This window comes from Amycolatopsis endophytica (genome assembly GCF_013410405.1).
Classification (GTDB): Bacteria; Actinomycetota; Actinomycetes; order Mycobacteriales; family Pseudonocardiaceae; genus Amycolatopsis_E; species Amycolatopsis_E endophytica.
Genome location: NZ_JACCFK010000001.1, coordinates 3,911,321 through 3,925,969, shown reverse-complemented (window position 1 = coordinate 3,925,969; position 14,649 = coordinate 3,911,321). Strand labels below are relative to the sequence as shown.

Below are 14,649 nucleotides of genomic sequence, written 5' to 3'. Positions count from 1 at the left end.
TCGCGCGGCTACAGCAGGTCGAGGGGGTGCGCGGAGCCGGGGGCGTCGGGGAGCCAGTCCTGGAACGAGCGCGTGAAGCGGTACCAGCGCCCGTCCCGGCCCAGGCGCAGCTGCAACGGGCCCCGGGTGATGCGGTTGCGCCAGATCTTCGTCTCGCCGGGCAGGCCGGACTCGTCCAGTTCGGCCAGCACCTCGTAGAACTTCCCGGCCGGTGGCTGCCAGACCTCCCGCAACGCGGCGAGACCGCCACGGCCCGCCTCACGCCACGCGATCGCCCACCGCGTCAGCTCGCGGCTCGACATACCGGCTTCCGCGGCCAGCGGGGCGACACCGCCGTGCGGAGCGCTCGCCGCGCGGCGCGCCAGGTCCTCGTCCACGGACAGGTCCGCGAGCCCGCCACCGGTGACCAGCTGCCAGGCTCGCGCCGCGGCGTCCGCCGCCAGTGCCGCCAGCGCCTCCGCCCGCACGCCACTCGCGGGCGGCGGCGGCAACGCCAGCTCGGCGGGCCGTCCCGGCGCGGCGGGCGGCGACGGCAGCGACGGAACCGCCGCGGGCTCACGGGCGAACGCGTCGGCAGGCGCGATCCCCTGCTCCGTCCGCTTCGGCAGCTTCGGGCGCTTCGGGGCCGGGCGGCGGCTCCGCAACTCGGCCAGCAGCTCCGCGCGATCCTTGCCCCGCACCAGGAACAGCGTGAACGGGTCCTCGTCGACCTCGTCCGCCACCAGATAACACACGGCGGCGGAGTGCTTGCACGGGTCGGCGTGGTCCGGGCACGAGCACCGCGGCTTGAGGTCACCCGGCCCGGGCAGCAGGTCCGCTCCCGCGGCGCGGGCGTGCTCGGCCAGATCCGGTGGCAGCTCACCGTCGAGCAGCGCCGCCGTGTACCCGACCTGGCGGCCGATCGTGGTCAGCAACGCGTCCCACTGCGCCGTGGTGAACTGCTGCGTCCGGATGGTCACGCGGTAGGGTGACGGCCGCGAACCCCACACCGCGGCGCGGATCTGCCCCGGCCCGACCTCGAGCGACTCCACGAAACCCTTGCGCGCGTACGTGCGCCCGCGCGGCAGCCGGTTCGGGTCGAGCTTGGCACGGCCCTCCAGCGCCTGCACCCACGCCCGGCCCCACCAGGTGCCGCCGAACGTCCGCCTGCTCATCCCGGCTCCCCGAGCCGCACCAGATCGGTCAGCTCATCGTCGGACAGTTCGGTGATCCAGTCCTCGCCCGCACCGATGACGCTCTCGGCCAGGCCCCGCTTCTCGGCGAGGACCCCGGCGACGCGCTCCTCCAGCGTGCCCTCCGCGATGAGGCGGTGGACCTGCACCGGCCGGTCCTGCCCGATCCGGTACGCGCGGTCGGTCGCCTGGTCCTCGACCGCCGGGTTCCACCACCGGTCGTAGTGGATGACGTGCGTCGCGCGGGTCAGGTTCAGCCCGACGCCGCCCGCCTTCAACGACAGCAGGAACACCGGCACGTCGCCGCCCTGGAAACGGGACACCATCTCCTCGCGTTGCCGCGCCGAGTTCGCCCCGGACAGCACCTGCACGGGCAGACCACGCTCGGTCAGGCGGGTTTCGAGCAGACGGCACAGCTGCACGTACTGGCTGAACACCAGGACGCTCTCGCCCTCGTCGAGGATCACGTCGAGCAGTTCCTCGAACGCGGCCAGCTTGCCCGAGCGCCCGGTGACCGGCCCCTTCTCCTTGAGGTACTGCGCCGGGTGGTTGCAGATCTGCTTCAGCTCGGTGAGCAGCTTGAGCACCTGCCCGCGCCGCTGCACGCCCTTCGACTCGCGGATCACGGCCAGGTTCTCCCGCACCACCGCCTCGTACAGGGTGGCCTGCTCGGTCGTCAGCGGCACGTACCGGTCGGTCTCGGTCTTGCGCGGGAGTTCCGGCGCGATGTCGGGGTCGGACTTGCGGCGCCGCAACAGGAACGGCCGCACCGTCGACGCGAGCCGTTCGATGCTGCCCGCGTCGCGGTCGCGCTCGACCGGGCGGGCGATGGTCCGGCGGAAGTGTTCCAGCGTGCCGAGCAGGCCGGGCGTCGTCCAGTCCAGGATGGACCACAGCTCGGTCAGCCGGTTTTCCATCGGCGTTCCGGTCAGGGCGATGCGCGCGGCGGCGGGGATCTTCCGGAGTTCCTCGGCCGTGACCGACAGCGGGTTCTTCACGTGCTGCGCCTCGTCCGCCGCGACCAATCCCCAGTCCACTTCGGACAGCACCGCGCGGTCGCGCCGCAGGACGCCGTAGGTGGCGAGGACCACCGAATCCGGTTCGAGGTCGTCGAGGTGGCGCCGCCCGCCGTGGAACCGCCGCACCGGAACCTTCGGCGCGAAGCGGGCGAACTCGCGTTCCCAGTTGCCCAGCAGGGACGTCGGGCACAGCACGAGCGTCGGCCCGGAACCGGGCGCGCGGCGGTGCAGGTGCAGTGCGATGAGCTGGATCGTCTTGCCCAGGCCCATGTCGTCGGCGAGGATCCCGCCCAGCCCCAGTTCGGTCATGCGGGACAGCCAGGACAACCCGGCGAGCTGGTAGGGCCGCAGCGTGGCCTGCAGGTCCGGATGCGGCTCGACCGGCGAACCGGGCTCCCGCAACCGCCCGGCCAGGCCGTCGAGCACCGGCGGGGCCGCGAACTCCAGCTCCTCGTCGTCGAGCCGGAGCTCACCGGTGAGGGCGGCGGCGAGTGCCTGCGCGCCGGTAAGGGTGCCGCGCGGCTGCCGGAGCCGCGCGAGCAGCTGTGAATCGACGCGCACCCACTGCCCGCGCAGCCGCACCAGCGGGCGCTTGGCCTCCGCGAGCGCGGTGACCTCCTCGTCGGACAGCGCGGCGCCGCCCAGGCTGAGCTGCCACTTGAACCGCAGCAGGTCGGTCAGCCGGAACGCCGCCTGCCCTTCACTGCCCGGCGACGGCGTCACGCTCGCCTTCGCGCGCACGGATTCGCTGAACAGGCCGCGCGGCCACAGGACCTCGATACCGGCGGCGGACAACCCGTCCCGCCCGCCGTCGAGCAGATCCACGATCTCGTCGTCGTCCAGGGCCAGCTCCCCCGGCGCCGCCGCCTCCAGCATCCGGCCGAGCGGCGCCCAGGCTCGGGCACCTCGCCGCAGGCCGATGAGCAGCTGCGCTTCGACCTGCCCACCGAAGCGGGACAGGACCGCGTCCGGCGCGTCCCACAGCGTCGCCGCGTCGACGACGAGGCTCGGATCGGCGCGGCTGCGCAGGGCGAGGACGCCGGTGAACGCGAAGTCGTCCTCCGTTTCGGTCACCTCCACCCGCAGCTGGAGGTGCGCACCGGCCTCCTGTTCGGCGGCCAGGTCGGCGAGCCAGGCGACGCTCTCCTCGCCCAGCAGGGTCGGCTCCGGCGCCGCGAACGCGGGCCCGCCGGCCACGACACGGGCCGCCGGAGTGCGGACCAGGACGTCGGCTGTCGCGTCCCACAGGGCGCGGACCAGCGTTTCGGGCGAGTGCAGGCGGACGCGTTTGAGACCGGACAGCGGCAACGCGTGTGCTTCGGGCGGCAGGGCGGCGGCCAGATCGCGCAGGAGTTCCTCGTCGGCGCCGTCGAGCGGCCCGACGCGCCACGCGTCCAGATTCGCCCGCGTGGCCGCGGGCAGGACCCGCCCGCGGGAGATCAGGTTCAGCCCCGCGGCGACCGCGGCCGACCACACCCGCAGCGACGGGCTCGCCTCGGTCAGGCCGAGCAGCCGCGGGATCGCTTCGGACAGCGGGAGGACGTGGGCGTCGACCTTGGTGCGGCGGAAGGACTTGCCCGCGGGCAGCACGAGTTCGACCGGTGTCGGCCCCGGTTCGCCGCCCCACAGGGCGAGCACGCCGTCACGCGGCGGGTCCGAGGGCACGAAGATCGCCTCGGAGGTCGCATCCCATTCCACGGCGCTCACGATAGGCGCCACCACCGACGGTTCAGGACCGAGGCAACCCCAGCAGGCGTTCCGCCGCGACGGACAGCAGGATCTGCTCCGTGCCGCCGGCGATGCTCAGGCACCGGGTGAGCAGGAACTCGTGCTGGGCGGCGCTCGTCGCGTCGGTCACCAGGACACCGGCCTCCCCCAGCAACTCCAGCGCGGTTTCGGCCGCGGCCTGCCGGTGCCGGACGCCGATCAGCTTCCGCACGCTCGACTCCGCGCCGGGGTCCTGCCCGGCCAGCCGCCGCAGCGTGGCGCGCAGGTCGAGCAGCGCGCACGCCGACCCCTCGGCCACCAGCGCGCCCAGGCGCTCCAGCACCGCCGGATGCGGATCGGGCACCGAGGCCAGCAGTTCCTCCACCGCCTCGCCGACCGACGAACCGCCGCTCATCGCGACGCGCTCGTTGGCCAGCGTCGTGCGCGCCAGGCGCCAGCCGCCGTTCACCTCGCCCACCACGTTCTCGTCCGGGACGAACACCTCGTCCAGGAAGACCTCGTTGAACCGCTCCACCCCGGTGATCTCCCGCAGCGGCCGCACCTCGATGCCGGGTGAGGACATGTCGACCAGAAAGTAGGTGATACCACGGTGCTTCGGCGCGTCCGGATCGGTCCGCGCCAGGCAGATGCCCCAGTCGGCCTCGCGCGCCAGTGACGTCCAGACCTTCTGCCCGGACAACATGAATCCACCGTCCACTTTGGTCGCTCGCGTGCGCAGCGAAGCGAGGTCCGAGCCCGCGCCCGGCTCGCTGAACAGCTGGCACCAGGTCAGCTCGCCCCGCAGGGTGGGCATCGCGAACCGCTCCCGCTGCCCGTCCGTGCCGTGCTCCAGCAGGGTGGGCACGGCCCAGGCGCCGATCACCAGATCGGGCCGGGTCACGCCCGCCCGCGCGAGTTCGGCGTCGATCACCAGCTGCTGGGCGGGTGTCGCGTCCACGCCGTACGGCGCGGGCCAGTGCGGCATCAGGTAACCGGAGGTGACCAGCCGTTCCCGCCGCTCACCCTCGGGCAGCGCGGCGATTTCCCCGGCGGTCGCCCGCACCTGCGGATCCGTGTCCACGTCCACCGTCAACGAGCGCCGGACACCCGACAGGGCGAGGGATGCCGCCTCGCGCCGCCACCCGGCCGAACCACCGAGCCACTGCCGCAGTGACACCGCGCGACGCAGATAGCGGTGCGCGTCATGCTCCCAGGTGAAACCGATTCCACCGAGGACCTGGATGCAGTCCTTCGCCGTGTCCACCGCCGCGTCCAGCGCCCCGGCCGCGGCGACCGCCGCGGCGAACGCGTGCTGCTCGGGCGACTCGCCGGCGGCCCTGGCCGCGTCCCACGCCAGCGCCGCGGCCGACTCCGACCGGCACAGCATCTCCGCGCACAGGTGCTTGACCGCCTGGAACGCCCCGATCGGACGGCCGAACTGCTCCCGGACCTTGGCGTAGTCGGCCGCGGTACGGACGCACCACCGCGCGATTCCCGCGGCCTCGGCCGCGGCCAGCGTCGCCGCGAACGTCCGGACGGAGCCGCCGAACACCGCGCCTTCACCCGCGGAAACCGTTCCGAAAGCGCGGGACGGGTCGAACGACTCCCCCGGCACGGCGCCGGACTCCCGCAGAAACCAACGGTCACCGTCCGAGACCAGCACGTGGGTCGCGTCGGCGTCGAGCACCGGCCCGCCGGGCGACAGCGCCACCCCGGCGCTCGCCGACCCGTCCGCGAACGCCGGGAGCAGCTCCTTCGCGGTCGGCGACCCACCGTGACGGGCGAGCAGCTGCGCCGCGAGCACCGTGCCGAAGACCGGTCCGGGCACCAGCGCGGCGGCTGCCTCCTCGACGGCCACCGCGGCGTCGAGGACCGTCCCGCCCGCGCCGCCCAGCTCCTCCGGCACGCCGATGCCGAACACGCCCATCGCGGCCAGATCGGCTCGCGTCCTGCCGTCGGAGCGGATGGTTTCGGCCAGGGCCCGCTGTTCGGCGGTGAGGAGGGACATGCGGGTCACTATAGAACGTGTTTCAGTTTTGTGGCCAGATCCACTCCGGGCGCGAGATCAGGCGACCAACCGGTAAACTGCGGAGTGAAACTGAAACAAGTTCCGGAGCAGGTGCCGATGGCCGGGAAAGCGAAGACGTCCACCCAACCCAAGAACGGGATGAGCGCGTTGTCCAGCGACGAGCTCGGTTCCGCCGCCCAGCGCGACCGTCGCAAGCGCATCATCGACGCGACACTGACCCTGGCGGCCAAGGGCGGCTACGACGCCGTCCAGATGCGGGCGGTGGCGGAGAAGGCCGATGTCGCACTGGGCACGCTCTACCGTTACTTCCCCTCCAAGATCCACCTGCTGGTGTCCGGTCTGGCGCGGGAGTTCGAACGCGCCCACGAGAAGCTGCAGCGCTCCAGCATCCCCGGCGACACGCCCACCGAGCGGCTCATCTTCGTGCTCAGCCGCAACACCCGGCTGATGCAGCGCGACCCGCACCTCACCGAGGCGATGGTGCGGGCGTTCATGTTCGCCGACACGACGGCCGCGGCCGAGGTCGAGCAGGTCGGACGGCTGCTGGAGAGCATGTTCGCGCGCGCGATGGGCATCGAGGACCCGACCGAGCACGACCGCGCGGTCTTCCACCTCATCGCCGACGTGTGGATGGCGAACCTGGTGGCCTGGGTCACGCGCCGCGCCTCCGCCGCGGACGTCGCGAACCGGCTGGAGCTGTCGGTGCACCTGTTGCTGGACAACACACGCTGAAGCCGTTCCGACGCGAACCGTGACGAAGACTGGGAGTTCGCTGTCAGCAACCTGGGAATTCCCTGTACATCCCGGATTCCCGGCGGCTGACTGCAACAAATCCCGATCATGCCCGCGTTTGGGTGGGCATGAAACGAAGGACGGCCGGCCGGATCGTGCTCCCCGCCGCGGTCTTCGGCGCGGTCGTCATGCTCGTCTTCACCGCCGAGCGCCATCAGGTCACGCCGACGGCGGGCACGGTCGCGCAGGTGAGCCTGCCGACCACCTCCCGGACGTCCGTCTCCGCGACGCCGGGCGACACCGTCAGCCCGGCGCCCACGCCCGATCCGGTTCCGGCTGAGGACGACACCGTCGCCCTGCGGGTCCGCGAGGCAGTGCAGGCGAAGATCGCGAGCGCGGCGGTCGGGGTCGAGGTGTACGACCGGCAGACCGGGGTCGTGCTGACGCAGGTCGACGCCGAGCGGCAGTTCTCCTCGATGTCCGTGGTCAAGCTGCTGATCGCGCTGGACGTGCTGCGCTCCGGGGGCACCGGGCGGAGCAGCCTGAGCCGCATGATCAGCACCAGCGACGACACCATCGCCAGCAGCCTGTGGGTCCAGCAGGGCGGCACTTCGATCGTCACCCGCATGGCCGACCTGATCGGGCTGACCGGCACCGAACCGCCGTCGTCGGCCGGGCAGTGGGGCTCGACGAAGCTGACCGCCGCCGACGTCGTCAGGATCTACAACTACATCGAGGACGACCTGCCCGACGACGACCGCAAGCTGCTCTACGACGCGATGTACCACGCGACCGAATCCGGCGCGGACGGCACGAACCAGTACTTCGGCATCCCGGACGCGCTGCCCCGCACCACATGGGCGATCAAACAGGGCTGGGGCACCAGCGGCTCGCAGGCCGTCTACAACACGACGGGCCTGATCGGCGACGACGCGCGGTACGTGGTGGTCGTGCTGACCAGCGCGCCGTCCCGCTACTACCGCACGATGCCCGTGGCGCTCACCACCGGCACCCGTGCCCTGTCCGAACTGGTCACCGGCTGACGCGGGCCACCAGCGCCGCCAGGGCGTCCAGCTTCCGGAGCGTGTCGCCCTCCGAGCCCGCCGGCAACGCCAGCGTGACGCGTTCGGCACCGGCCTCGGCATAGGCGTCCAGCAACGCCGGATCCGGTGGCGCGGAGGTCGCCGTCACCGGGACCGAGCCTGCCTGCGCGATCTGCGCGGCCGCCGCTTCCGGGTCGGGCAGCACGTTGGGCAGCCAGCCTGCGCCGAGCCGTTTCGCGCGGTCGAGCGCGGCGGTGCTGTTGCCTCCGATGTAGACCGGCACCGGCGACGGCGGTTTGGGCCACTGCCACACCGCGTCGAAGTCCACGTGCACGCCGTGGAACTCCGCCTCGTCGGATGTCCACAGTGTCCGCAGCGCCTGGATCTGCTCGTCCAGCAACGCGCCGCGGGTGCGCGGATCGGTCCCGTGGTTGCGCATCTCCTCGCGGTTCCAGCCGACGCCGACCCCGAACAGGAACCGCCCACCGGACAGCAGGTGCAGGCTGGCGACGGACTTCGCGGTGTGCAGCACGTCCCGCTGGATCAGCAGTGCGATCCCGGTGCCCAGTTTCAGGGTCGAGGTCGCCGCCGCGGCCGCCGTCAACGCCACGAACGGGTCGAGCGCCCGGTAGTAGGCGCGCGCCATCTCACCGCCGCGCGGGTAGGGCGTCTCCCGGCTGACCGGGATGTGCGAGTGCTCGGCCAGGAACAAGGCGTCGAACCCGCGCTCCTCGATCGCCTTCGCCAGCACCGCGGGGTGCGCGCTCTCGTCCGTGACGAAGGCGGTGATCCCGAGCTTCACCGGTAGCCGTCCGCGAGGGCCGCCAGCTCGTCGAGCTTCGTCAGCGTCTCGGCTTCGGGGCGGGTGTCCAGCAGGAACGTCACCCGTTCGACGCCGGCCTCGGCGTACCCGGCCAGCGCCTCCTCGTCACGGCCCGCGCCGAAGACGGTGAACGGCACGTCGGGGCGGCCCTGCTCGGCCAGCCACGCGCGCACGCGCTTGATCTCCTCCGGCGGGGTGTGGGCCCGCGGCATCCACGCGTCGGCGTGCCGGGCGAGACGGTTCAGGGCGGCCTCGCTCTCGCCGCCCACGTAGATCGGCGGGTGCGGCCGCTGCACCGGCTTGGGCCACTGCCAGATCGGGTCGAAGTCCACGTGCTTGCCGTGGAACTCGGCCTCGTCCCGCGTCCAGATCGTCTTGAGCGCCTCGATCTGCTCGTCGATCAGCGCGCCGCGAGTGCGCGGGTCGGTGCCGTGGTTGGCCATCTCCTCGCGGTTCCACCCGACGCCGACCCCCAGCCCCACCCGGCCGCCGGAGAGGAGGTCGAGGGTCGCGACCTCCTTGGCGGTGTGGATGACGTCACGCTGGATCAGCAGCGCGACACCGGTCACGAGGTGCAGCTCGGTGGTCTCGGCCGCCGCCGCGGTCAGCGCGACGAACGGGTCGAGCGTGCGGGAGTAGACCCGCGGCAGCTCCCCGCCGCCGGGGTAGGGGCTCTCCCGGCTGACCGGGATGTGCGAATGCTCGGCGAGCAGGAGCGAATCGAACCCGCGCTCTTCCAGGGCACGGCCGAGCGGGCCAGGGCGGATGCCTTCGTCGGTGACGAACGTGGAGATCCCGAACTTCATGCTTCCGCGTAACCGCCGGACCCGGGCGCGCTATTCCCGCCCGGCGGATTTCGCGGGGCCGGGGTCCACCGTGAGCCCCGCCACGGTGCCCGTCACGAGGCCGATCCAGAAGATCTTGGTGCCGAAGGCGTACATCTGGGCGACGGCGAAGAACAACGACACCGCGGTGGCCGCCAGCGTCACGACGTGCACGAGCCACTCGGACATCCCTGGCCCCCCGGCGATCAGCCCCCTGAGCAGCGCCGCGACCGCGGCACACCCCAGCGCGGGGATGGCCAGGTCGCCGGCCACGAGGAAGAGCTGCAGGATCGTGGCGTCCTCGAGCTCGTCCCGGGTCGCGTAGTAGGCGAACCCGGACAACACGCGGCGGTCGTACATGTAGTTGAACGCCGCCAGCCACAGCACGCTGAGCAGCGAGGCCAGCAGACCGAGCTTGAACGGGACGGTGACTGCCATGGCGGGGCGCGCCGCGCCGCTCTGGCGGGCCTGCACCACCGTCGCGACGGTTTGCACCAGGGTGGCGACGACGACGATCCACTGCACGGCGTCGGAATCGGGAGACACCGGATGATCATCCCGCAACCGGACCGCGCGGGGGGCCGGATTCCGCGGGAAATCCGGCCCCCGCCTCAGATGTTGCGCCGGTACTGGCCGCCGACCTCGAAGAATGCCTCGGTGATCTGGCCGAGCGAGCACACTCGGGCGGCATCCATCAGCACTCCGAACAGGTTCTCGCCGCGGGTGGCGGCTTCACGAAGCGCCTGGAGGGCTTCCTCGGCGTCGTGGTTGTGGCGCTGCTGGAAGTCGGCCAGGCGCGTCAGCTGCGACTGCTTCTCGTCCTCCGTCGCGCGCGCCAGCTCGACCTCGACCTCGTCCTCCTCGGGGTGCGGATTGCGGAACGTGTTCACCCCGACGATCGGCAGCGAGCCGTCGTGCTTGAGCCGCTCGTACAGCATCGACTCGTCCTGGATCTTGCCGCGCTGGTACCCGGTTTCCATCGCGCCCAGCACGCCGCCGCGCTCGGCCATCCGGTCGAACTCGGCCAGTACGGCCTCCTCCACCAGATCGGTCAGCTCGTCGATGACGAACGAGCCCTGCAACGGGTTCTCGTTCTTCGACAGGCCCCACTCCTTGTTGATGATCATCTGGATGGCCATCGCGCGGCGCACCGAACTCTCCGTCGGCGTCGTAATGGCCTCGTCGAAAGCGTTGGTGTGCAACGAGTTCGCGTTGTCGTACAGCGCGCACAGTGCCTGTAGCGTGGTGCGGATGTCGTTGAAGCTCATCTCCTGCGCGTGCAGCGACCGGCCAGAGGTCTGCACGTGGTACTTGAGCTTCTGCGACCGCTCGTTGGCCCCGTAGCGCTCCTTCATCGCCACCGCCCAGATGCGCCGCGCGACGCGGCCCAGCACCGAGTACTCCGCGTCCATCCCGTTGGAGAAGAAGAACGACAGGTTGGGCGCGAAGTCGTCGACGTCCATACCGCGGTTGAGGTAGGACTCGACGTAGGTGAACCCGTTGGCCAGCGTGAACGCCAGCTGCGAGATCGGGTTCGCCCCGGCCTCGGCGATGTGGTAGCCGGAGATCGACACCGAGTAGAAGTTGCGCACCCCGTGCTCGATGAACCACTCCTGGATGTCGGCCATCATGCGCAGGCTGAACTCGGTGGAGAAGATGCAGGTGTTCTGGCCCTGGTCCTCCTTGAGGATGTCGGCCTGCACCGTGCCACGCACGTTGCGCAGCGTCCACTCACGCAGGTCGTGGGCCTCCTCCGCCGTCGGCTCGCGGCCCTTCTCCGCGCGGAACGCCTCCATCCGCTGGTCGATCGCGGTGTTGAGGAAGAACGCCAGGAGCGTCGGCGCGGGGCCGTTGATTGTCATGGAGACCGAAGTGGACGGTGACGTGAGGTCGAACCCGTCGTAGAGCGCCCGCATGTCCTCCAGCGTCGCGATCGACACCCCGGAGGTGCCGACCTTGCCGTAGATGTCCGGGCGCGTCGCCGGATCGTGACCGTACAGCGTCACCGAGTCGAACGCGGTGGACAGCCGTTTGGCGTCCGAATCGGACGACAGGTACTTGAACCGGCGGTTGGTGCGGAACGCGTCACCCTCGCCGGCGAACATGCGCGCCGGGTCCTCACCCTCCCGCTTGAACGGGAAAACGCCCGCGGTGTAGGGGAAGTAGCCGGGCAGGTGCTCACGGCGCAGGAACGACAACAGCTCGCCGCGGTCGCCGTACCGTGGCAGCGCCACCCGCGGTATCCGGTTGCCGGACAGGGTTTCCCGCCACAGCTGGGTGCGCAGCTCCTTGTCCCGGATGCGGACGACCAGTTCCTCCTGCCGGTAGGACTCGGACAGTTCCGCCCAGCGCTCCAGCAGACCGGCCACCGAGGAGTCCACTTCGGACTCAGCCGTCGTCAGCAGACTCTCGATCGCCTGCGTGTCCGCGCCTTCCGCGGCCAGAGCGTCCTTCGCGGCGCGGAAGTGGTCCACCTTGCGGACCGCAGCGACCTGCTCGCGCGTCTTCTCGTGGTAGCCGCGCACGGTGGCGGCGATGTCGGCCAGGTAGCGCTCACGCGCGGCCGGGATGACGACCGACGCGCCCGTGGACGTCTTCGTGTCGGCCTTCGGCAGCTGGCCAGCCGACACCGACAGGCCGCGCTCGGCCAGCTCGTCACGCAGGAACTGGTACAGCGCGGTCACACCGTCGTCGTTGAAACGCGCCGCGCTCGTCCCGAACACCGGCATGTCCTCCGGCGAGGCCCCGAACTCCTCGCGGTTGCGCACCAGCTGCCGGGCCACGTCGCGACGGGCGTCCTCGGCGCCGCGGCGCTCGAACTTGTTGATCGCCACCGCGTCGGCGAAGTCGAGCATGTCGATCTTCTCCAGCTGCGACGCGGCACCGAACTCCGGCGTCATCACGTACAGCGAGTAGTCGACGTGGTCCACGATCCCGGCGTCACCCTGCCCGATGCCCGGCGTCTCGACGACCACCAGGTCGTAGCCAGCGGCCCGGCACGCCAGCACGGCCTCGTCCAGGCCCTCCGGCACCTCCCCGCTCGCCCCGCGAGTGGCCATCGACCGGAAGTAGACCTGCGCCCCGTCCAGGCCGTTCATCCGGATCCGGTCGCCCAGCAGCGCGCCGCCGCCCCGCCGCCGCGTCGGGTCGACCGCGAGGACGGCGATCCGCAGCTTGTCCTCCTGGTCCAGCCGGAACCGCCGGAGCAGCTCGTCGGTCAGCGACGATTTGCCCGAACCACCGGTGCCGGTGATGCCCAGGACCGGCACCGGGCGCGCCTTGGCCGCCTCGGTGACGCGGGCCAGGCGGTCCTCGGACACGCTGCCCGCCTGCAGCTGCGTGATGAACCGCGCCAGCGCGGGCACGTCACCGGACAGGAGCTTCTCGTCCGGCCCCGCGGACACCTCCGCCAGGTCGTAGTCGCACTCGGAGATCATCAGGTTGATCATCCCGGGCAGCCCCAGCTGGAGGCCGTCGTCCGGGGAGAAGATCCGGGCGACCCCGCGCGAGTGCAGCAGCTCGATCTCCTCGCGCACGATGACGCCGCCCCCGCCGCCGTACACCTTGATGTGCCCGGCGCCGCGCTCGTTCAGCAGCTCGACGAGGTAGCTGAAGTACTCGACGTGACCGCCCTGGTAGGCGCTGATCGCGACGCCGTGGGCGTCCTCGCTGATCGCGGCCGTGACGACCTCGTCCACCGACCGGTTGTGCCCGAGGTGGACGACCTCCGCACCCTGGGACTGCAGGATGCGCCGCATGATGTTGATCGAGGCGTCGTGCCCGTCGAACAGGCTCGACGCGGTCACGAACCGCACGGGGTGCACGGGGCGGTGCAGTGAGGCGTTCATCCCTCAAAAATACTTGGGCTTCCTACTATTGCAAACCCAAGTATGACCGCGGCGACATCCACCATGGGACGGTAACGATTCAGACGCTGCGCGGGCAGCACAAAGGGAGCGTCGGCCGATCGTGTGGTGCCGGGCCCCCGTCCGGCACTCCCTTCGAACTACCTCGTCAGCGCGCGTTGGCGGACCGCATGGCGATCCACTGCCGCATCGCGTACTCGACCAGCGTGATCAGCGTCTGCTTGGTCGACTCGCGGTCACGTGCGTCGCAGCGCACGATCGGGATGCTCTCGTCGATCGCGAGCGCTTCACGCACGTCGCCGAGCTCGTGGTGCACCTCACCGTCGAACGTGTTCACGCCGATGATGTAGGGCAGCCTGCGGTCCTCGAAGAAGTCGACCGGCGCGAACGAGTCCGCCAGCCGCCGCGTGTCCGCGAGCACCACGGCGCCGATCGCGCCCTTCACCAGGTCGTCCCACATGAACCAGAACCGCTGCTGCCCCGGCGTACCGAACAGGTACAGGATCAGGTCGCTGTCCAGGGACACGCGGCCGAAGTCCATGGCCACGGTCGTGGTGGCCTTGTTGGGTGTCTGGTCGAGGTTGTCGATGCCGCGGCTCGCGTCGGTCATCATCGCCTCGGTGGTGAGCGGCACGATCTCGGAGACCGAGCCGACGAAGGTGGTCTTGCCGGCACCGAAACCACCGGCGACGACGATCTTCGCCGAGGTCATGGTCTGCGGCGCGGTCTGCCGCGGTGCCTTAAAGCCGACGGAGTCCACTCAACACCCTTTCCATCAACATCAGATGCGCCTCGGCGTCGTCGTTGGTCGACATCGTGCGGTGCACGGTGACCAGGCCGGCATCCGCGGCATCGCTGATCAGGACTCTGGCCACGCCGATCGGGACCCGCAGCAGCGCTGCGATCTCCGCGACCGACCGCGGTGTCCGACATTCTTCCATGATCGAGCGGTGCTCGAACTGCACCGTCAGCGCTCCGGCGTCGAGCCGGGCGAGGACGGCGTCCTGGACCGAGATCAGCGTCTCGAGTTCCAGGGAGACCCGTGCCTTGGTGCGGCCGCCGGTGAGCGCGTAGGGGCGCACCACGGAGGTTTCCTCGGCGGGGTGGGTCTCGGGCTCCTCGCGCCGCGACGGCATGGGCCGGGGCGGTTGCGCGGGCTGCACGGGGTCGAAGAACCCGCTGCCCGGCGAGGAGTCGAACAGGCCGCCCGGCCGCGCCTGCGGTGGAGCGGGCGACGGTGACGGCGGGGGCTGCGGGGCCGGTGCCTGGTCAGCTTCGGCCGCCGGGGTCTCGGGTTCCGGTTCGCGCGACTTCTTGCGCTTCCGGCGGCCCCGCCCGGAGTCCAGGCTGAAGCTGTTCATCACGTCGGCGAACGTCGGCTCCGGTTCGCCGCCGGACGGGGAGCCACTCTCGGGTCCCGTGGTCATGTCGGCA

General features: G+C 71.2%; 11 protein-coding genes. 2 read left to right on the top strand and 9 right to left on the bottom strand.

Going from position 1 to position 14,649, the window contains the following annotated elements; genetic code table 11:
* Window positions 1-8 precede the first annotated feature (8 nt).
* From HNR02_RS19380 to HNR02_RS19370, 3 genes are read right to left on the bottom strand one after another with little or no spacing between them, the layout of a single operon-like run.
* The gene (locus HNR02_RS19380) at window positions 9-1,154 is read right to left on the bottom strand and encodes an SWIM zinc finger family protein (protein ID WP_179774559.1); all 1,146 of its coding nucleotides are present in this window, start codon (window positions 1,152-1,154) and stop codon (window positions 9-11) included.
* Window positions 1,151-3,889 carry an SCO1167/SCO6262 family helicase gene (locus tag HNR02_RS19375; RefSeq protein WP_179774558.1) on the bottom strand — a complete coding sequence of 913 codons (2,739 nt, stop codon included), beginning with the start codon at window positions 3,887-3,889 and terminating at the stop codon, window positions 1,151-1,153. Before HNR02_RS19375 ends, HNR02_RS19380 begins: the two co-directional genes overlap by 4 nt.
* A 31-nt stretch (window positions 3,890-3,920) precedes the next feature.
* The gene (locus HNR02_RS19370; protein WP_179774557.1) at window positions 3,921-5,906 is read right to left on the bottom strand and encodes an acyl-CoA dehydrogenase family protein; all 1,986 of its coding nucleotides are present in this window, start codon (window positions 5,904-5,906) and stop codon (window positions 3,921-3,923) included.
* A gap of 117 nt (window positions 5,907-6,023) precedes the next feature.
* Between HNR02_RS19370 and kstR the strand changes: the two genes are divergently transcribed.
* A complete protein-coding gene (gene kstR, locus HNR02_RS19365) occupies window positions 6,024-6,659 on the top strand; it encodes a cholesterol catabolism transcriptional regulator KstR (protein WP_179774556.1) in 636 nt (211 codons plus the stop codon).
* A gap of 128 nt (window positions 6,660-6,787) precedes the next feature.
* Window positions 6,788-7,702: a serine hydrolase gene (locus HNR02_RS19360; RefSeq protein ID WP_246338595.1), complete on the top strand. Its 915-nt coding sequence runs from the start codon at window positions 6,788-6,790 to the stop codon at window positions 7,700-7,702.
* Here the strand turns inward: HNR02_RS19360 and HNR02_RS19355 are convergent.
* The 6 genes from HNR02_RS19355 to HNR02_RS19330 form a co-directional block, all read right to left on the bottom strand.
* Window positions 7,692-8,504: an LLM class F420-dependent oxidoreductase gene (locus HNR02_RS19355; protein WP_179774555.1), complete on the bottom strand. Its 813-nt coding sequence runs from the start codon at window positions 8,502-8,504 to the stop codon at window positions 7,692-7,694. The two genes, HNR02_RS19360 and HNR02_RS19355, sit on opposite strands and share 11 nt — an antisense overlap.
* Window positions 8,501-9,331 (bottom strand): LLM class F420-dependent oxidoreductase, encoded by an 831-nt coding sequence (locus HNR02_RS19350; RefSeq protein WP_179774554.1) that lies wholly within the window; start codon window positions 9,329-9,331, stop codon window positions 8,501-8,503. The genes HNR02_RS19355 and HNR02_RS19350 overlap by 4 nt, the downstream gene beginning before the upstream one ends.
* A 30-nt stretch (window positions 9,332-9,361) precedes the next feature.
* On the bottom strand, window positions 9,362-9,895 hold the full coding sequence (locus tag HNR02_RS19345; RefSeq protein ID WP_179774553.1) for a hypothetical protein: 534 nt from the start codon (window positions 9,893-9,895) through the stop codon (window positions 9,362-9,364).
* 65 nt (window positions 9,896-9,960) lie between these two features.
* Window positions 9,961-13,197, bottom strand: a complete 3,237-nt coding sequence (gene icmF, locus HNR02_RS19340; RefSeq protein WP_179774552.1) for a fused isobutyryl-CoA mutase/GTPase IcmF — start codon at window positions 13,195-13,197, stop codon at window positions 9,961-9,963.
* Window positions 13,198-13,363: 166 nt separating this feature from the next.
* A complete protein-coding gene (locus tag HNR02_RS19335; protein ID WP_179774551.1) occupies window positions 13,364-13,975 on the bottom strand; it encodes a GTP-binding protein in 612 nt (203 codons plus the stop codon).
* On the bottom strand, window positions 13,956-14,642 hold the full coding sequence (locus HNR02_RS19330) for a DUF742 domain-containing protein (protein WP_179774550.1): 687 nt from the start codon (window positions 14,640-14,642) through the stop codon (window positions 13,956-13,958). The genes HNR02_RS19335 and HNR02_RS19330 overlap by 20 nt, the downstream gene beginning before the upstream one ends.
* Window positions 14,643-14,649: the final 7 nt, after the last annotated feature.